Raw genomic sequence first — 17,781 nt, forward strand, 5'->3', positions numbered from 1 at the left:
ACTAAAATTCAGGAGTGACCAGTCTTATGGATGTTAGTCTGGCATCTTCCAGGGTTCCAAAATCAAACAAATCCTGATTGATACTTGAAAAGGAAACATCTTCAATTATCAGGTTGACACTAAAATTCTGTTGAATGGTATGTGCTCTGTAGGCAGTAGCAGGTACAACACTGGACACATCTGGATTAAGATAATCTGCTATGGCTGGGTCGGTAAAATCATTAGCAGGATTGTTGTCTGCCGAAATGTTTTCTTCATCAATTGTATCAACACCATCGTTATCGTCATCCATATCTAAATGATTGGCAATGCCATCGGCATCCGTGTCTTTTGGGTTGGTCAGCGGATTATCATCGCCATCGGCATTATCAGTATCAATCTCAACAGCTGTCAACACATTGTCACCATCGTCATCCGCATCAATATAATTGGGTATGCCATCGCCATCCGTGTCATCGTCTGTCAAATCGCCATTACCATTAATATCTTCCAATTCGGCAGGAATCCCATCATTGTCATCTTCAATCAACAGAATACTGACTGTCGCTGTTCCCGAGGTGCTGCTCATGTCTTCAGTAATTTGAACATTCGAAGGCGGGACATCATTGCAAAAGAAGTTGCTGGGATCACCACTATAGGAGCGATAATTGAATAAATTGGATGTACCATTTACAATAAATGTTTCTTGAGTTGACAAAAGCTCGCCATTTTCATCGACTTCAATCAAATCTTCCAGAGTAGTAGCCGGACTGGTAATTTTGAGTGATAGGGATTCGTACGGACTTTGTTTAAGTTGATAAAAAACCAGTTCGCCACAAGCCGAAAACGTGTCGTCAAAATCAAATTCAACCGTAATTATGTCACCATCATCACAAGATAAAACAGAAATCATTAAAAGAAAAAGGGCCAATAATTTACGCATGATGCTCAAAATTCTATATACTTACAAAAGTAAACGATTTGATAAATATACAATGAGGCCTACAATAAATAATTTTATTTCAAGTATTTTTGCAAAAAAATAACAGTCTTTTTCTAGTAGAAAAGCGGTTGATCTGAATCCTAAAATCTTATAATGAAATCGGTTTATTTTGATAGTGCGGCAACAACCAAAGTTCGAGATGAGGTCATCAATGACATGTTGAACACCATGAAATCTGAATACGGAAATGCTTCATCAACACATAGTTTCGGTAGATCATCTAAAGTTTTAATTGAACAATCCAGAAAAACGATAGCTAACATATTAAATGTTTCGGCTGGAGAAATTGTTTTTACTTCAGGAGGTACAGAAGCCGATAATCTGGCCATTCAATCAGCAGTTAGGGATCTTGGTGTCAGACATATTATCACATCTAAAATTGAACACCATGCGGTTTTGCATACGGTTGAACAATTGCAAAGGACTAGCGATATCCAGGTTAGTTATGTGAAAATCAATAAACTTGGAGAAATTGACTTTGAGGATTTGGAGCATTTGCTCCAATCTGATGTCAAAACGTTGGTGAGTTTGATGCACGTTAATAATGAAATTGGGAATATTTTGGATGTTAAACGGGTAGGGGTGCTATGTCGGAATTACAATGCCTTATTTCATTGTGATGCCGTGCAATCTATAGGTCATTTTGAATGGAATCTACAAGAAATTCCGGTTGACTTTGTTGCGGCTAGTGCCCATAAGTTCCATGGCCCAAAAGGTGTTGGTTTTTTGTTTATTAGAAAAAATTCTGGTCTCAAACCAATGATTTTTGGTGGAGAACAAGAACGTGGTGTTAGAGCCGGAACCGAAGCTGTTCATAACATTGTTGGATTGGAAACCGCGTTTAAGTTGGCTTATGAACAATTAAATAAGGAACGTGATTATATCCTTGAATTAAAACAATACTTTAAAGATGCCTTGGTTAAAGAGATTCCAAAGGTAGTCTTTAACGGGCTTTCTGGTGATTTAGAGCAGAGTACTTATACTTTATTAAACGTGTGTTTGCCGGTTTCGGCTGAAAAAGGACTGATGCTCATGTTTCAATTGGATTTGAAAGGCATTGCTTGTTCTAAAGGTAGCGCCTGTCAAAGTGGAAGTTCTAAAAGCTCCCATGTGTTGGCAGAAATCCTGGATGCTGACCACATGAATAAACCATCTATTCGATTTTCTTTTAGTAAATACAATACCAAAGAGGAAATAGACTATGTGGTTTCGGTTCTAAAAGAATTTGTAAATTCTTAAAACTTCATCGTCGTTCTGACATTAAATACTCGTGGCGTCAAGTAGTTAGGAATAGCGTATTGGCGTTTGCTGTATACATCCCTTACCCAGGTATTGGTTATGGAGTTTTGTACATCGAAAATATTGAATATTTCAAAACCTAATGATAAGTATTTAAATGGCTTGCGCCAGCCACTGGTAAAGTCATCTTTGTCATCAACAATTACGTATTGGAATCCTACATCGGCACGTTTGTAATCAGGCAGCCTACTTTGATAAACGTAAGGATCGGCATAACTGGGTGAACCTCCTGGTAGTCCTGTATTATAAACCAGATTCAGATACATTTTTAATTTTGGTAAACTCGGCACATAATCTTGGAATAATGCAGCAAATTTTAAACGCTGGTCCGTTGGTCTTGAAATATAACCTCGGTTCTCAATATTCTCTTCAGTCTTCAAATAACCAAAACTAAACCAAGATTCCGTTCCTGGCACAAACTCACCATTTAAGCGCATATCTAATCCATAAGCGTATGCTGTCGCATTATTCTTGGCTCGATAGCGTATTCGCACATTCTCAATGGTATAGGGATTGACGTCATCCAATTTTTTGTAATAGGCTTCAGTAGTTAGCTTAAAAGGGCGTTCCCACATTTTGAAACTATATTCGTTTCCCAAAACAATATGCGTAGACTTTTGAGCTTTGACATTGGGTTGCACCACGCCCGATGAATCCCGTAGCTCTCTGTAAAAGGGTGGCTGGTAATAAAATCCAGCACCAATTCTAAAGAGCATATCCTTTTTCCAGTTAGGTTTGATGGCAAATTGGGCACGTGGACTAAAAACCGTTTGGTTAACGCTTTGAATGCCTTCACCACTTACGGTCCAATTGTGTACACGACCTCCAACATTAAACCAGGCTTCATGTTCGCCTAAATCAGCTCGCTTACTCCATTGAATATAGGCTTGTACTCTGTCAATTTGTGTTTGGTTTTTGGCTCTTACATTTTGAAAGGGTACAAGCGGACCCTCGTATGGCGAGTAAGGCTGTTCGTTGAAGGCATCACTGCTCGGAGGATTGATTGAAAACCCTGCAGAATCAATAACTTCCCACTCAACCAATCGGTCCCGTATATCTTCATTGGTATATTTTATGGACCAGGCAAAATCGTGGTCGTCCATGGTGTAATTACCTTGATGCTCAATAGTGGTGATTAAGGCATCTAAATCATTTCGACCATGGTTTAATTGTCCGCCAATCCCTTCACTAAACTCCACTTCGCCCAAATCTTCATCGCCAATATTGGTGTTTACTTCACCCAAACGATACTCGGCTAAAATGTCAAAATGTTCCTCTTCAATGGTATGGTAAGTTGATGCCACAAGATTTAAGGTTAAATTGTCGTTGGCGAAATAAGTTCCTTTTAAGGCTCCAAAATACGTTTGATAGGAATCTTTTTCTTGTCCCTCATAAAAAACCAGCAGTGCCAATGGGTTTTGCAAGGTTCCAAAGTTGGTCTGTCTGGTTTCCGGCTCGTAATTATATTTGTTTATTGAGGTGTTCCCCAAAAAACTCAATTGGAATTTATCTGAAAATTTATAGGTTAAATAGGTCTGGATATCGGCAAATTTTGGGTCATAGTTAGTCTGGGTTTCTTTGGCATTAACCAACAGACTGTTGTCTCGGTAACGAACACCAACGATACCAGTGAAACGTGTATCTTTACTAGCTGTTTCAACGGATAGGCTTCCGCCAAGTAAACTTAAATCGGCATTCACACCAAAACGGTAAGGCTTTCTGTACGTAATATCCAAAACGGACGACAGTTTATCGCCGTATTTAGCTTGAAAACCACCTGCCGAGAAATCAACATTCTGAACCATATCAGTGTTTACAAAACTCAAGCCTTCTTGCTGACCAGAACGAATAAGAAATGGACGATAAACTTCAATACCATTGACATAAACCAGGTTTTCGTCATAATTACCACCTCGAACGGAATATTGTGTGCTTAATTCGTTATTGCTACTGACTCCAGGAAGTGTTTTCAAGAGGTTTTCGACACCTGCATTGGCTCCTGGTATTTTTCTAATGGTCTCTGGTTCTAATGTTATAATTCCTTCAACATCTTTTCGTTTTTTGCTGGTAATAACGACGGTTGCAATTTGCTCGATAGCTGCATCCATCACTGGATGAAATTCAACTTCTTCACCATTTTTCAGGTTGAAAGTGGCCACGATGCGTTCGTGGGATAAATGCGTAAAAATGACAGTTACTTCCTGGTCGGCAGGAATTTTTAAAGAATAATAACCATTTTCATTGGTGGTAGTACCATTTTCATTTGCCGAAATATTAACATCAGCAATTGGTGCATTGGATTGATCTAAAACAACCCCTTTAAGTATTCCTGTTTGAGCCACTGCAAAAAAGGGAAGCAGTAACCATATTATTAAAACTATTGTGTTTGGTTTTGTTCTCAATGATATATTATTTTCGGTAGAACAGTGTTTCAAAAGTAGAACTATTTCCAACATTATCGGTTACAATGACCTTTAAATTATTTTCAGTTTCGGTGGAAACGGCATCATTAAAATCATAGGTCAACTCCTTTTTTTTGTAATCATACTCCATTAAAATCCATTTTCCGTTAAGTGTCGCTCTGTAGTTTGATATACCAGATTCATCATCTTCAATTTTAATTTTTAAAAACCGGTATTTGCTCAACCATTTTCCTTTTGAAAAATTTACAGGCTTTATTTTTGGACTAATGGTGTCCAGCACTAATGCATAAGTGCCCAAAGTTTTGGTGTAAGTTGTCAATTTGTTTTCTTTTTTTATGGTATTGGAGTATTGGGCGTATTGATTTTTGTATCCAAGCAATCTGGCAAAATATAATTTTTCAGATTCCGGATGTTGGTAATTGGTGATGTCAAAAGAAATTGAAAAATTATCACGCACCGGAACAATGTCCTCATGTAATGTTAACGTATCGTTTTGGACACTGAAATCAATAAAAAAATCATCGTAAAAGGTGTTTTCCGGAAAATTAACCGAAATATGATTGTTTAAAAGTTCGTTGTTCTTTTTAGCATAAATGAAGAATGGTGTCACGGAATCTGGCTTGGCTTTTACGTCATCAGCTTTTATTCCTTCAATATTTACATTAAGCCAGGTAGCATTGTTATGGAAATCGTTGACCTTAATTTTATAAACTGAATTGGTGCTATCTTCAATTCTTAAATAGCCATTGTTGTCCAAATTTTTATACATGCTTAAAGGATTCTCTGGTTCCACAAACAGTTTTTGGATTCGCGTTTTATCCTCTTTGTAGTGCTTGTAATCAATTAACCTATTGATGTGTCGTGATTCATCAAATGAAAATCGCTTAAAATCGATTTCAAACATCAGGTTGCCATTGAAGATGCCCTGAATGTTACTAACGCCATTTTGGTTTGTTGCCAAATCCTGTCGGTCTATGGTTTCTACTCCAAAACCAATTTTACCAAAGGCTTGAATATTTTCAACACTATAATCCCCATTTTGAAGGGGGATTAACCGCAGTTTTTGTTTTTCTTTGGAACGGTTGATATGCGCCTCATTGGATAGCGGATAAGCATAAACTTCCTTAATGGTTGGCCTCGTATTGTCCTGAATTTCCAAGCCAAACAACAATGGATTAATTGGGCGTTCTTGATTATCACGAATTTCAAAATGCAAATGCGGCCCACCGGAACTTCCGGTATTACCACTATAAGCAACAATATCACTTTTGTTTACGGGCAATTCACTAGGGTTTGGAAACACCTCTATTTCATAAGACTCCTTTTCATATTGAAGTTTTTTAATGTAGGATTCAATTGTAGGCGAAAAACTTTGTAGGTGTCCATATACGGATACATAGCCGTTTGGATGTGTAATATAAAGTGCTTTTCCATAGCCATAATGCGAAATATTGATTCTGCTCACATAGCCATCGGCTATAGCATGAACGCTTAAACCTTCACGTTGCTGTGTTTTAATATCTAGCCCCGAATGAAAATGGTTAGAGCGCAATTCGCCAAATGTTCCAGAAGGGATTAGAGAGATGTCTAAAGGAGACCTGAAATAATCTTGCGGGTAGGGGTTTTGGGAAAAACCAAAAGTTGACAAAAGCAAGAGTAGAAATTGGAGTTTTTGCATAAAAATGTTGTTGATGCTAAAGTAATTATTTGAATTAAATTTCCAAAAGCAAATACAAGTACAGTGCCATAATGTTGATTATGAGAATTAACGCGGTATGATTAATTTTTATTGGAAAACTATTGTTATTTATATCTAGGTATGTTAACTTTGTGTGGTAAGTATTGATATTGTAAATGAGTAACATTGAAGAAATTGTAGATGCTTTAGAAAATAAAATAAGCAAGGTTTTACACAAGCAAGAAGTTTTAAAACAGGCTAATTTGAAGTTAGAGCAGCAATTACAGTCCACTCAAAAATTGCTTCAAGACCAGAAACAAGATTTGGATTCTTGGGAAGAAAAATACGAAGCATTGAAATTTGCAAATACCATGCTTGGCAGTGACAACAATAAAAGAGAAACAAAGCTTAAAATAAACGCATTAATCCGGGAAATTGACCATTGTATTGCGCAACTTTCCGAATAATGCCACATAGATTTCATGTCAGACAAGCTTAAAATAAGGCTATCTATAGCTAATAGAGTATACCCATTGACCATTTCGCCCAGTCAAGAAGAAGGTTTACGAAAAGCAGCCAAAAACATTGAATCTATGATCAAACAATTTGAGCAAAGTTATTCTGTTCAAGATAAACAAGATGTTTTGGCCATGTGTGCATTACAATTTGCATCACAAGTTGAACAGAAAACAATAGATAAAATAAATGTGAATGAACATGTCGAGCAAAAGTTATTGGCGCTTGACGACTTGTTAAAAGCGCATTTGAACTCTTAACGTTCTTTAAAATAAACTAAGGTTACTGCCTGCATTAGTTGTTTTTTTTGATAAACTCAACACTAATTCTTTAAAAAGGGTGAGTTTAAGTTGTAAAAGCGTGCTGTCTTTGAGCAGATACTTGATCAGCTTGGTATCCCTAAACTTGTTTTAAGGAGTTTATACAAAACTTTATACTGATGCAGGCTTTTTTTATAAATAAATTAAAGTGAATATGGATAACACAATTTTTGTAATTGTAGGGGGAATATTATTAGGAATAATCATAGGTTTTATAGTGGCAAAGGTTCTGGAGAGAAATAATGCCTCAAAAGTGGTTAAAACCGCTAAAAAAACAGCTGCTTCAATCATTAAAGAAGCCAATACTGAAGGGGAGTCTATTAAAAAGGACAAAATTCTTCAGGCCAAGGAAAAATTTATTGAGTTAAAATCAGAGCACGAAAAGGTTATTCTGTCCCGCGACAAGAAAATGGCTGAAGCCGAAAAGCGGACTAGAGATAAGGAATCACAGGTGTCGAGTGAATTGTCAAAAAACAAGAAACTCAATAGTAGCCTAGAGGAAAAGGTGAAAGATTATAACCATAGACTGGATATAATTGAAAAGAAGAAAGATGAATTAGAAAAACTGCACCGAAGTCAGGTAGAACAATTGGAGGTTATTTCAAGTTTGTCTGCTGAAGACGCCAAGGCACAACTGATAGAATCCTTAAAAGGAGAAGCTAAAAATGATGCCATGGCTTATGTACAAAGTACGCTTGAGGAGGCCAAACTAACCGCCCAGCAGGAGGCCAAAAAAGTTATTATCAATACGATCCAAAGAATAGGAACAGAGGAAGCTGTTGACAATTGTGTTTCGGTTTTCAATATAGAATCTGATGACGTTAAAGGACGCATCATCGGTCGTGAAGGACGTAACATTCGTGCTATTGAAGCGGCTACAGGTGTTGAAATTATAGTAGATGATACTCCTGAAGCTATTATTCTTTCCTGTTTTGATTCCGTCAGACGTGAGATTGCACGCTTATCATTGCATAAATTGGTAACCGATGGTAGAATCCACCCTGCCCGAATTGAAGAAGTGGTTAAGAAGACGACCAAACAGATCGAACAGGAAATCATTGAAGTGGGTAAACGAACAATTATAGATTTAGGAATCCACAATCTCCATCCAGAATTGATAAAAGTGGTTGGCCGTATGAAATATCGTTCATCTTATGGACAAAACTTGTTGCAACACTCTCGTGAAGTCGCCAAGTTATGTGGTGTTATGGCAGCAGAATTAGGCCTAAACCCGAAGTTGGCTAAACGTGCCGGTTTATTACATGATATTGGTAAAGTGCCAGATGCTGAAGCCGATATGGAAACACCACATGCTATTTTAGGTATGCAGTGGGCTGAAAAGTATGGAGAGAAAGAAGATGTCTGTAATGCGATTGGGGCGCACCACGATGAAATTGAAATGAAATCTTTATTGGCGCCTATTGTTCAGGTTTGCGATGCCATCTCTGGAGCCAGACCAGGAGCCAGACGTCAGGTATTGGATAGCTATATCCAACGTTTAAAAGATTTAGAGGATATTGCCTTTGGTTTTGGAGGCGTTAAAAAAGCCTATGCCATCCAAGCTGGTAGAGAGCTGCGTGTTATAGTTGAAAGTGAAAAAGTAGATGATCAAAAAGCAGCAGATTTATCATTTAATATTTCCCAAAAAATACAAACCGATATGACCTATCCTGGTCAGGTAAAGGTGACGGTTATCAGGGAAACGCGAGCCGTTAATATTGCGAAATAATAAACAGTTTTAAATATATTAAGAGCCTGCCTGTAGCAGGCTTTTTTTATTTTCTGGGATGATAGGTTTCAATAGCTTTCGTAAGTTGGCTTCTGTCCACATGCATATATATTTCAGTGGTAGTAATGCTTTCATGACCTAACATAAGCTGAATGGCTCTCAAGTCGGCTCCATTTTCCAATAAATGTGTGGCAAATGAGTGTCTGAAAGTGTGTGGCGAAACGGTTTTTTTTAAACCAATTTTTTCAACTAGTTGCCTGATGATGGTGAAAATCATAGCTCGAGTAAGTTGCTTTCCCCTTCGGTTTAAAAATACTGTGTCTTCGAATTCTTTTGGAATGGATAGGTCACAGCGTACTTGGTTAATATAAATTTGAATATACTTTTGAGTTGATTTGACTATGGGAACAAAACGTTGTTTGTCGCCTTTCCCGGTTACTTTTATAAAGCCTTCGTCAAAAAATAAGTCAGAAATTTTAAGATTGGTTAATTCGCTTACCCGCAATCCACAACTGTAAAGAGTTTCTAAAATTGCCCGATTACGTTCGCCTTCGGGTTTGCTTAAATCTATAGCGCCAATGATATTATTGATATCATCTTCACTCATGGTGTCAGGAAGTTTTCTGCCAATTTTTGGTGACTCAATAAGATCCAAAGGATTATCTTGTCTGTAATCTTCAAAAACCAAATAATTAAAGAAACTACGCAATCCAGAAATAATTCGTGCTCTGGAACGCGCGTTTAATTCTTTAGCCATTTCATATACAAACTGTTGAACGGTTTCCGAGGTAATTTTTATGGGATTATCCTGTATTTCCAAAGAATTAAGAAAGACCATAAGTTTTTCAATATCGAGACTATAACTGGCTATAGTATTAGCTGAAAGCCCACGTTCAATCTTCAAATACATTTGATAATCCTTAAGAGCCCGTTCCCAAGTCATTCACGTTATATTAGTGCAGTAAAAATATAAAATAGTCAGGACTCATGACGAAAATTTAAAATGTTAATAACTTTGAATTTTAAACAATTGAAAATCATTTAAATACAATTAATTGTTTATAAAATTGTTAATAAAGTGCGCGTAACTTGTTAATATCTAGTAAAAAAGTGTTTAGTTTGTGCATATCAATTTTAAAACTTAACAATTATGAAAAAATTATTTTTACTAGCTGCTATTGCAGTTTTTGGATTGACTCAAATCCAAGCACAAGACGTTAGTTTTGGTGTAAAAGGCGGTGTTAATTTTGCAAACTTATACGGTGATATTGAAGACAACGATATGAAAGTTGGATTTCACGTTGGCGGTGTTGCGGAAATTATGTTTAATGAAAAAATGGGTTTTCAACCAGAAGTATTGTATTCAAGCCAAGGAACTAAATATGAAGATGGAGATTTTAAACTGAAATATAATCTAGATTATATTAATGTTCCTTTAATGGCTAAATTTTATCCAACAAAAGGATTTAATTTAGAGGCTGGCCCACAAGTTGGTTTTTTAGTTAGTTCGAAAGCTAAAGCCGAATTTGATGGAGATTCTGAAACAGATGACATTGATGGGCTTAAAAGTATCGATTTTGGTTTAAATTTTGGTCTAGGCTATAAAATGGACAATGGTTTGAACTTTGGAGCCCGTTATAATTTAGGGTTGTCTAATGTTTTTGATGAAGACGATTTTGATGATGATTTTAAATCTTCGAATGGTGTTATCCAGGTTTCTGTAGGATTCATGTTTTAAAGGTAGTGAATTGAAATATAATTAAACCAGAACGTTGTTCTGGTTTTTTTTGTTTCTAATTTTTAAAAGCTTATATTTAAGTATATTAATCAATAAATAAAAAACTTAACAATTATGAAAAAATTATTACTATTTACAGCACTTATAGTCTTTAGTTTCGGTGCCAACGCACAGGATATTGAAGAGAAAATCAAAGGTGGCGGTTTTTATGTTGGTGCCAATATTGGATTACCAATTAGTACTGCTGCTGATGTGTCTTCATTTAATTTTGGATTTGATGTGGCCTATTTGTTTGAGCTTATTGATAATTTGGAAGTAGGGCCATTATTAGGTTATACGCATTTTATTGGAGATGGAAATTATGGTTACTATGCCGGTAATAGCGAAAATTATTTCATTCGTGATTATAAGGATGCATCGTTCTTACCTATAGCGGCGTCAGCTCGATATTATTTTGCTGACCATAGATTTTTTGGAGGAATTGATTTAGGAGTTGGAATCAATGTCGCAGGAGATGCTAAATCCGGTTTTTATGCACGCCCTAAATTTGGGTTTGATTTAGGGACCATTGCTTTAATAGCATCGTTCCAAAGTATTTCTGGAGGTGTTGATTATGGAGATACTTACTATGGAGGTACTTACGTCTCTGGTAGTGGTTTCAACTCTTTTAACGTTGGGGTTGAATTTGGATTTTAAGTGCCTAATGAGTTAAATTATAAATTAAAACCGGAGTTCTAACTTCGGTTTTTTTATGTCATAATTTTATACCTTTACCCTATGAAAAAACTCATGATCATCAATGGCCCTAATTTAAACCTGTTAGGTAAACGGGAGCCTGAAATTTATGGTAGTTTGTCTTTTACCGAGTTTTTGGAAACAATAAAAACGAAATACAATCATATTTCGATAGATCATTTTCAGTCTAATGTCGAAGGGGAACTTATCAATAAGCTTCAAGAAGTCGGTTTTGATTATGACGGTATTGTTTTAAATGCTGCTGCTTACACACATACCTCGATTGGAATAGGTGATGCGGTTGCGGCCATACAAACACCTGTTGTGGAAGTTCACATTTCCAACACATTTGACAGGGAGGAATTTCGTCACCAATCTTATGTGGCGCCTCATGCCAAAGGAATTATTGTTGGCTTTGGATTGCAGAGTTATGAGTTGGCCATTCAGAGTTTTCTTAAATAACTTGATGGTTGTTGTAGCTATTTGAAATTAGTTTCATTTTCCCTGTGACTTTATTCGTAATTATGTGTCTAAATTGGCGAACATAATTTTTACTTTGGAAGAATTAAAAATAGACCCCTCAATTTCTGACGAAAAGTTAGTGGCTTTAATAGTACAAACAAAGAGTTCGGAATTGTTTTCAGTTATTTATGACCGATATGCACCTTTGGTGTTCAACAAATGTTTAAGCTTTGTACAAAACAAGGAAGAAGCACAGGATTTAACCCATGATATTTTTGTTAAGCTCTTTGTTAAAATAAAAACCTTTGGTCATAAATCTAAATTTTCAACTTGGTTGTATTCATTCACCTACAACCATTGTGTAAATTATGTACAACGTGATTTAAATAAAAGACGGAATAAGTTTCTTTATACCGACAATGAAAATGAGCAAGATTATTTAAATAACACCCAAAATACACTAAATGATGAGATAATAAGCGGTATGGATGCTGAAAAATTAACAAAAGCCCTTGAGTTAATTGATCCAAATGATAAGACCATTCTATTTATGAAATACCAAGATGATATGACTATTGAAGAGATACAAGAGGTTATGGATTTGGGTAAAAGTGCTGTAAAGATGCGATTAAGTAGAGCTAAAAGTAGATTGGTTAAAGCCTATGAAACTATTTGATTATGGAAAATCCTTTTAAAAAAGTCATACATAGCGAAAAGCTTCCAGATATCATCAAAAGCAAAGTGATGGATGACATCAATGTTATTAAGTTAGCATTGGATGTTACAGATTTGCTCACTATTAAGTATCCTGATGCTATTAATGATATACTTAATTTTTCCCGAAAGAATAAAAATAATTCCGACTAAATAATACAACCATGAAAAACGATTTAAACTTCAACCTTTTAGAAGAATTAATGCAAAATGTTTATGATTTTCTACCCAGATTGGTTTTTGGAATTCTATTTGTTTTGGCTGCTTGGTTATTGCTTAAGCTTATTCTTTTTGTTGTTAAAAAATCACTGAAGTTGACTAAAATCAACTATCTATCTGAAAAATTGAGTAGCATGCCTTTTTTAAATTCGGAGTTTAAAATAGATCCAGAAAAAATCATCTTGGTTTTTGTAAAATGGTTTTTCATTTTAATCTTCATAATAATTGGAGCCGAAATTCTAAATTTTGATCTGGTGTCTAATGAGGTTGGCAAATTGATTCATTACCTGCCTAGATTTTTTGGTGCCTTACTTATTTTCGTACTGGGTATTTACGGGGCCAATTATTTGAAGAAAACCCTTCGGACATTTTTAAAGGCAGTTGATATTAATGGTTCTAAAGCTATTAGTAACATTCTCTTTATTGTATTGGCAGTTATGGTTTCCATCATGACATTGAATCAAGCTGGATTTGATACCGATATCATTACTAATAATCTGTTCTTGATTTTGGGTGCTATTTTAGCAGCATTTACCATTGCATTTGGCTTTGGGTCCAGAGATATTGTATACCGGTTGTTGTTAGGGTTTTATTCAAGACGCAACTTTGATGTTGGGCAGAAGATTCTCATTGACGAAAAGGAAGGGATTATAAAAGCTATTGATAATATCAGCATGATTGTGGTGTTTGATGGTCGTAAAGTTGTTTACCCCATAAAATATATAACCAATAAAAAAATTGAAATTATTGATTGATCATTGTGACTAATTGATAAAAATGGTGTCTTAAAAATAAAACCAAAAATTTTAAAACCATTTATGCGAACCAACTTTGACGTTAAAATTATTATCATCTTTTTGTTGGTTGTTATTTTAGTGTTATTGATAGGTTTAACCGTTAATGTTTTAAGAGATCATAAATCATCCTTTAAATTTTATAAAACCATTTTGAATGATAAAAATAAAAAGGATCCTGTAAAAAAGGACTCGAAAAAATAGACTATATAATTATAGTCACATGTTGTGGTAGGCATATTTAAAGAGAATATGTTATTGAAAATAAAGAGCTTGAATAAATCAAGCTCTTTTTTGTTTTTAAATATTATATTAGAGTATGAAAAATAGCTGGAAATTCTGTTTGATTGCCATTTTCATTTCCACTGTGGGAATGTCACAGTCTCAAATAGATTTTGGTGTCAAAGGTGGTTTGAACTTAACATTTATTAAAGTTCCCGAAGCCAGTTTTGGTGACAACATTGAAGTGAAGGTTGGTTACTATGGCGGGTTATTTTTGGATATTCCTATTCAAACGGATTTATCCATTCGACCAGAAGCACTCTATATTGGCTTGAACGATTTCAAATTTATCAATGCGCCCATTTACTTAAAATATGAGGCAGCCAATCGGTTTGATATATTGATTGGGCCTAGTTTAAACTATTTTTTTGATTTCTTCTCCAATAAATTTAAGGTTCGCGCCGATTTGAGTATTTCTTATCAGATTATCCAGGCATTGGACATTCATTTAAAATATACTTTAGGATTTGAAGAAGTAACGCCTAATGGATTGTTTTTGGGGTTGGATTTAAAGATTTAAAAATTTGTCTAGTTATTTTCATATTATGATCTTTAAAGGTCATTACAACCGAATCGATAACTTTAGAAAAGTTATTTAGATGTTTTACTGAACAGTTTTCGTAAATCAGATATTGGTAATAAACATTTTTCTTTTTTTCAGTGTCATAAAGTAAAGAGTTTATGTATATGCGTTCATGTCCATCGTCTTCAGGGAAAATTTGAAAGAAAAATCCTAGCTTATATTTTTCATAGCCAATATTTTCAATAGCATTTGTATAATACTCTTTCGAGACGAATTGATCGTGAGCGAATGCAAATGAAGACTTTCTGATGCTATTTTTGTAATCATTAATGTCCTTTTTAGAAAAGTCATTAAATTTGTGAGGGAGAAATTCTACATTGAATTTTTTTAAACTATTGTAAACAATAGATTCTAATTGTCTTCTTATAATTTCTTTTTCATTTGTCATATTATCGTTTTCAAAAGAATTTAGACTCGTGTCAAAAAAGATAGGAAGTATATCAAATTTTTCAGCAAATATTTTTTCAGTAGAACCACTCTTGTTCACCTCAACTTTAAAGTCAGGACAGCTTTCATCTTGAAAAGTTTTACTGGATATTTTTACTTTATCTTTTGAAGATCCACAGGATAGTGCCCAAAAGGAAAAAATAACAAGTAGTAAATATGCTTTTTTCATATTTTAAAAAAAGCGACTCTTTTAAGAGTCGCTTTAAAAAATTATATAATAAATATTACAAATGAATCACTTCATCATACGCATCAGCAACTGCTTCCATGACCGCTTCACTCATCGTTGGGTGAGGGTGTACAGCTTTAAGTACTTCATGACCAGTGGTTTCTAGTTTCCTGCCCAATACCGCTTCCGCAATCATATCAGTTACACCGGCACCAATCATATGGCAGCCTAGCCATTCACCATATTTAGCATCAAAAATAACTTTTACAAAACCATCTTTGTTGCCTCCAGCACTGGCTTTACCAGATGCCGAGAATGGAAATTTACCAACTTTAATTTCTAACCCTTGTTCTTTCGCTTGCTTTTCAGTAAGTCCAACTGATGCTATTTCAGGAGAACAATAGGTGCAGCCAGGGATATTTCCATAATCCAATGCCTCAACATGTTGTCCGGCAATTTTTTCAACACACAAAATCCCTTCAGCTGAAGCTACGTGAGCCAGGGCTTGACCTGGAGTGACATCGCCAATGGCGTAATAGCCAGGGATGTTGGTTTGATAGAAATCATTGACGATAATTTTATCACGGTCAACAACGATTCCAACGTCTTCCAAGCCTATATTTTCAATATTTGATTTGATTCCTACAGCCGATAATACTAAATCAGCTTCCAGTATCTCTTCACCTTTTTTAGTCTTTACGGTCGCCTTAACACCTTTGCCAGAAGTATCAACTTTGGTCACTTCAGAAGAGGTCATGATTTTGATACCATTTTTCTTGAACGAGCGTTCCAATTGTTTAGAGACTTCTTCGTCTTCAACAGGAACCACATTAGGCATAAATTCAACTATGGTAACTTCCGTTCCCATGGAATTATAGAAATAGGCAAACTCAACACCAATCGCTCCTGAACCAACGACAATCATTTTTTCAGGTTGTTTTGGTAATGTCATGGCCTCTCTATAGCCAATGACTTTTTTGCCATCCTGTGGCAGGCTCGGCAATTCGCGAGAGCGGGCTCCAGTAGCAATAATGATATGGTCTGCACTGTATTCTGATCCATTAACGTCAATCTTCTTGCCAGGTTTCAATTTTCCAAACCCTTCAATGACGTCAATTTTGTTCTTTTTCATTAGGAATTTAACACCGTTGCTCATACCATCGGCAACTCCTCGACTACGCTTTACAACAGCATCAAAGTCTTTGTCAGCATCTTTAACCGATAGACCATAATCTTCAGCATGTTTCAAATATTCAAAAACTTGGGCAGACTTTAATAATGCTTTTGTAGGGATACATCCCCAATTCAAACAAACGCCACCTAAACTTTCTTTTTCTACAACAGCGGTTTTAAATCCTAGTTGTGAAGCTCGAATAGCAGTAACATAGCCACCTGGTCCACTTCCAAGAACAATAATATCGTATTTACTCATCGTGAATTTTTTAATCGTTTTTTGAAGCTACGAATTTACGAAATGTGAATTGAATAATAAATGGATGTTTGTATTTTATTATACATCATCAGTAAAATGCTTTCTTGTTTTTTCTTTTGAGAATTTTTCCTGATTATAGTTTTCAGAGTGTCCTTTTGGGATTGAAAGTGATTGCCATTGAGAACCTTTTATCATTTTACCCAAAAAAACGATTTGTCCAACATGATAGGAATAGTGTGCCAATTGCCTATTAATGGCTTCTGTAACCGTATGACCTTGATTTCGAATGAAAATTATTTTTTCTAAATCTGTTTCTTTTAAAGGTTTAATGGCTTTAAAGAGACCATTCCAACCGGCATTCCAGGATTCCATAAGTTCACCCTTTGTACCATAGGTGTCAATAAATTCCTGATCGCGATTGCGCCAAGGTTTTTCGCCATCTTCATCTAAAAAATGGGTCCATCTACTCAACATATTACCAGCCAGATGCTTCACGATAATAGCAATTGAATTTGAGTCTGTGACAAACTCTTTTTGTAATTCCTCTAATGTTAATTGCTCCAGAGTTTTATCACCCAACAATTTATAATATTCAAATTGTTTGATAACACTATTTAAATAGGATGTTTCCATAGCTTAAATGTAGTGAAATTAAAAGCTACTTTTCGAATTGTCAATAATTAGAAATTATGAGAATATATGGAAATGCTATATTTTATTTTGAAGGAATAAATTTTAGTGCAACCCCATTAATACAATGACGCATGCCTGTTGTGTTCCTAGGGCCATCATTAAAAACATGCCCCAAATGGCCACCACAAGTAGCACAATGTTCTTCATCTCGAACATACCCTAAATCAGTGTCTGTGCCAAAGGCAACGTTTCCTTCAATTTCTCTGTCAAAACTGGGCCATCCTGTACCAGAATCAAATTTATGCTCACTTTTAAATAGCGGTGTGTTGCAAGCAGCACAAACGTAGATGCCTTTCTTGTCATTTTTATCTAGAGGACTTGAAAATGCACGTTCAGTACCAGCCTGTCTCAAAACATAGTATTGCTCTTGAGTCAGTTCCTGTTTCCATTCAACATCGGACTTCGTAATAGGAAATTCTTCCTGTTGTTTTGGATCTGCTTTTTGAGCACAACTTTGGAAATTGAATACGGATACAAAAATTAAAAAAAAGACAATTTTGTTCATGTTACACCAATTTTTAATTAGGTCGTGTTAAGAGAAAATAAATTACATATGAACTATTAAG

20 protein-coding genes and 1 other RNA gene are annotated in these 17,781 nt (G+C 35.4%); 13 read left to right on the forward strand and 8 right to left on the reverse strand.

Annotated features, from left to right (window positions below):
* Position 1: 1 nt before the first annotated feature.
* Complete coding sequence (locus ACKXGU_RS14530; protein WP_463465985.1) at positions 2-922, reverse strand: hypothetical protein; 921 nt, start codon at positions 920-922, stop codon at positions 2-4.
* Between the two features lie 153 nt (positions 923-1,075).
* Between ACKXGU_RS14530 and ACKXGU_RS14535 the strand changes: the two genes are divergently transcribed.
* On the forward strand, positions 1,076-2,221 hold the full coding sequence (locus ACKXGU_RS14535; RefSeq protein WP_463465986.1) for a cysteine desulfurase family protein: 1,146 nt from the start codon (positions 1,076-1,078) through the stop codon (positions 2,219-2,221).
* On the opposite strand, the gene ACKXGU_RS14540 is transcribed toward ACKXGU_RS14535, so the two are convergent.
* Both ACKXGU_RS14540 and ACKXGU_RS14545 read right to left on the reverse strand, forming a co-directional pair.
* Positions 2,218-4,683: a TonB-dependent receptor gene (locus ACKXGU_RS14540; protein WP_463465987.1), complete on the reverse strand. Its 2,466-nt coding sequence runs from the start codon at positions 4,681-4,683 to the stop codon at positions 2,218-2,220. The two genes, ACKXGU_RS14535 and ACKXGU_RS14540, sit on opposite strands and share 4 nt — an antisense overlap.
* A gap of 7 nt (positions 4,684-4,690) precedes the next feature.
* Positions 4,691-6,382, reverse strand: coding sequence for a M23 family metallopeptidase (locus ACKXGU_RS14545; protein ID WP_463465988.1), 1,692 nt, complete (start codon positions 6,380-6,382; stop codon positions 4,691-4,693).
* Between the two features lie 176 nt (positions 6,383-6,558).
* Between ACKXGU_RS14545 and ACKXGU_RS14550 the strand changes: the two genes are divergently transcribed.
* From ACKXGU_RS14550 to rny, 4 genes are all read left to right on the forward strand, one after another.
* Positions 6,559-6,849, forward strand: coding sequence for a hypothetical protein (locus ACKXGU_RS14550; RefSeq protein ID WP_463465989.1), 291 nt, complete (start codon positions 6,559-6,561; stop codon positions 6,847-6,849).
* A gap of 15 nt (positions 6,850-6,864) precedes the next feature.
* A complete protein-coding gene (locus ACKXGU_RS14555) occupies positions 6,865-7,158 on the forward strand; it encodes a cell division protein ZapA (protein WP_463465990.1) in 294 nt (97 codons plus the stop codon).
* 54 nt (positions 7,159-7,212) lie between these two features.
* A non-coding RNA gene (gene ssrS / locus ACKXGU_RS14560) (6S RNA) lies at positions 7,213-7,319 on the forward strand.
* Positions 7,320-7,372: 53 nt separating this feature from the next.
* The gene (gene rny / locus ACKXGU_RS14565) at positions 7,373-8,947 is read left to right on the forward strand and encodes a ribonuclease Y (RefSeq protein WP_463465991.1); all 1,575 of its coding nucleotides are present in this window, start codon (positions 7,373-7,375) and stop codon (positions 8,945-8,947) included.
* A 46-nt stretch (positions 8,948-8,993) separates the two neighbouring features.
* Here the strand turns inward: rny and xerD are convergent, their stop codons facing one another.
* Complete coding sequence (xerD, locus tag ACKXGU_RS14570) at positions 8,994-9,890, reverse strand: site-specific tyrosine recombinase XerD (protein WP_463465992.1); 897 nt, start codon at positions 9,888-9,890, stop codon at positions 8,994-8,996.
* A gap of 207 nt (positions 9,891-10,097) precedes the next feature.
* Between xerD and ACKXGU_RS14575 the strand changes: the two genes are divergently transcribed.
* The 8 genes from ACKXGU_RS14575 to ACKXGU_RS14610 all read left to right on the forward strand — a co-directional run bounded on the left by ACKXGU_RS14575 (position 10,098) and on the right by ACKXGU_RS14610 (position 14,411).
* A complete protein-coding gene (locus ACKXGU_RS14575; protein ID WP_463465993.1) occupies positions 10,098-10,685 on the forward strand; it encodes a porin family protein in 588 nt (195 codons plus the stop codon).
* 114 nt (positions 10,686-10,799) lie between these two features.
* Positions 10,800-11,381, forward strand: coding sequence for a hypothetical protein (locus ACKXGU_RS14580; RefSeq protein ID WP_463465994.1), 582 nt, complete (start codon positions 10,800-10,802; stop codon positions 11,379-11,381).
* Positions 11,382-11,462: 81 nt separating this feature from the next.
* Positions 11,463-11,882, forward strand: a complete 420-nt coding sequence (gene aroQ / locus ACKXGU_RS14585) for a type II 3-dehydroquinate dehydratase (RefSeq protein ID WP_463465995.1) — start codon at positions 11,463-11,465, stop codon at positions 11,880-11,882.
* A gap of 94 nt (positions 11,883-11,976) precedes the next feature.
* Entirely contained in the window at positions 11,977-12,558 is a 582-nt protein-coding gene (locus tag ACKXGU_RS14590) for an RNA polymerase sigma factor (RefSeq protein ID WP_463465996.1), read from the forward strand.
* 2 nt (positions 12,559-12,560) lie between these two features.
* Entirely contained in the window at positions 12,561-12,749 is a 189-nt protein-coding gene (locus ACKXGU_RS14595) for a hypothetical protein (RefSeq protein ID WP_463465997.1), read from the forward strand.
* Positions 12,750-12,760: 11 nt separating this feature from the next.
* Positions 12,761-13,570, forward strand: a complete 810-nt coding sequence (locus ACKXGU_RS14600) for a mechanosensitive ion channel family protein (RefSeq protein ID WP_463465998.1) — start codon at positions 12,761-12,763, stop codon at positions 13,568-13,570.
* Between the two features lie 63 nt (positions 13,571-13,633).
* The gene (locus ACKXGU_RS14605) at positions 13,634-13,813 is read left to right on the forward strand and encodes a hypothetical protein (protein WP_463465999.1); all 180 of its coding nucleotides are present in this window, start codon (positions 13,634-13,636) and stop codon (positions 13,811-13,813) included.
* A gap of 115 nt (positions 13,814-13,928) precedes the next feature.
* Positions 13,929-14,411 carry an outer membrane beta-barrel protein gene (locus tag ACKXGU_RS14610; RefSeq protein ID WP_463466000.1) on the forward strand — a complete coding sequence of 161 codons (483 nt, stop codon included), beginning with the start codon at positions 13,929-13,931 and terminating at the stop codon, positions 14,409-14,411.
* Here ACKXGU_RS14610 and ACKXGU_RS14615 read toward each other — a convergent pair.
* From ACKXGU_RS14615 to msrB, 4 genes are all read right to left on the reverse strand, one after another.
* Positions 14,374-15,090 (reverse strand): hypothetical protein, encoded by a 717-nt coding sequence (locus tag ACKXGU_RS14615; protein ID WP_463466001.1) that lies wholly within the window; start codon positions 15,088-15,090, stop codon positions 14,374-14,376. The two genes, ACKXGU_RS14610 and ACKXGU_RS14615, sit on opposite strands and share 38 nt — an antisense overlap.
* A gap of 55 nt (positions 15,091-15,145) precedes the next feature.
* On the reverse strand, positions 15,146-16,522 hold the full coding sequence (lpdA, locus tag ACKXGU_RS14620) for a dihydrolipoyl dehydrogenase (protein WP_463466002.1): 1,377 nt from the start codon (positions 16,520-16,522) through the stop codon (positions 15,146-15,148).
* 78 nt (positions 16,523-16,600) lie between these two features.
* Entirely contained in the window at positions 16,601-17,155 is a 555-nt protein-coding gene (locus tag ACKXGU_RS14625; RefSeq protein WP_463466003.1) for a DUF1572 family protein, read from the reverse strand.
* Between the two features lie 82 nt (positions 17,156-17,237).
* Positions 17,238-17,720: a peptide-methionine (R)-S-oxide reductase MsrB gene (msrB, locus tag ACKXGU_RS14630; RefSeq protein ID WP_463466004.1), complete on the reverse strand. Its 483-nt coding sequence runs from the start codon at positions 17,718-17,720 to the stop codon at positions 17,238-17,240.
* Between the last annotated feature and the right edge of the window lie 61 nt (positions 17,721-17,781).

Source organism: Hanstruepera sp. CR43 (genome assembly GCF_055227665.1).

What these genes read in the sequence shown, in the direction of transcription:
- ACKXGU_RS14530 (WP_463465985.1), bottom strand. Translation starts at nt 922, where the DNA reads ATGCGTAAATTATTGGCCCTTTTTCTTTTAATGATTTCTGTTTTATCT.
- ACKXGU_RS14535 (WP_463465986.1), top strand. Translation starts at nt 1,076, where the DNA reads ATGAAATCGGTTTATTTTGATAGTGCGGCAACAACCAAAGTTCGAGAT.
- ACKXGU_RS14545 (WP_463465988.1), bottom strand. Translation starts at nt 6,382, where the DNA reads ATGCAAAAACTCCAATTTCTACTCTTGCTTTTGTCAACTTTTGGTTTT.
- ACKXGU_RS14550 (WP_463465989.1), top strand. Translation starts at nt 6,559, where the DNA reads ATGAGTAACATTGAAGAAATTGTAGATGCTTTAGAAAATAAAATAAGC.
- ACKXGU_RS14555 (WP_463465990.1), top strand. Translation starts at nt 6,865, where the DNA reads ATGTCAGACAAGCTTAAAATAAGGCTATCTATAGCTAATAGAGTATAC.
- rny (WP_463465991.1), top strand. Translation starts at nt 7,373, where the DNA reads ATGGATAACACAATTTTTGTAATTGTAGGGGGAATATTATTAGGAATA.
- xerD (WP_463465992.1), bottom strand. Translation starts at nt 9,890, where the DNA reads ATGACTTGGGAACGGGCTCTTAAGGATTATCAAATGTATTTGAAGATT.
- ACKXGU_RS14575 (WP_463465993.1), top strand. Translation starts at nt 10,098, where the DNA reads ATGAAAAAATTATTTTTACTAGCTGCTATTGCAGTTTTTGGATTGACT.
- ACKXGU_RS14580 (WP_463465994.1), top strand. Translation starts at nt 10,800, where the DNA reads ATGAAAAAATTATTACTATTTACAGCACTTATAGTCTTTAGTTTCGGT.
- aroQ (WP_463465995.1), top strand. Translation starts at nt 11,463, where the DNA reads ATGAAAAAACTCATGATCATCAATGGCCCTAATTTAAACCTGTTAGGT.
- ACKXGU_RS14595 (WP_463465997.1), top strand. Translation starts at nt 12,561, where the DNA reads ATGGAAAATCCTTTTAAAAAAGTCATACATAGCGAAAAGCTTCCAGAT.
- ACKXGU_RS14600 (WP_463465998.1), top strand. Translation starts at nt 12,761, where the DNA reads ATGAAAAACGATTTAAACTTCAACCTTTTAGAAGAATTAATGCAAAAT.
- ACKXGU_RS14605 (WP_463465999.1), top strand. Translation starts at nt 13,634, where the DNA reads ATGCGAACCAACTTTGACGTTAAAATTATTATCATCTTTTTGTTGGTT.
- ACKXGU_RS14610 (WP_463466000.1), top strand. Translation starts at nt 13,929, where the DNA reads ATGAAAAATAGCTGGAAATTCTGTTTGATTGCCATTTTCATTTCCACT.
- ACKXGU_RS14615 (WP_463466001.1), bottom strand. Translation starts at nt 15,090, where the DNA reads ATGAAAAAAGCATATTTACTACTTGTTATTTTTTCCTTTTGGGCACTA.
- lpdA (WP_463466002.1), bottom strand. Translation starts at nt 16,522, where the DNA reads ATGAGTAAATACGATATTATTGTTCTTGGAAGTGGACCAGGTGGCTAT.
- ACKXGU_RS14625 (WP_463466003.1), bottom strand. Translation starts at nt 17,155, where the DNA reads ATGGAAACATCCTATTTAAATAGTGTTATCAAACAATTTGAATATTAT.
- msrB (WP_463466004.1), bottom strand. Translation starts at nt 17,720, where the DNA reads ATGAACAAAATTGTCTTTTTTTTAATTTTTGTATCCGTATTCAATTTC.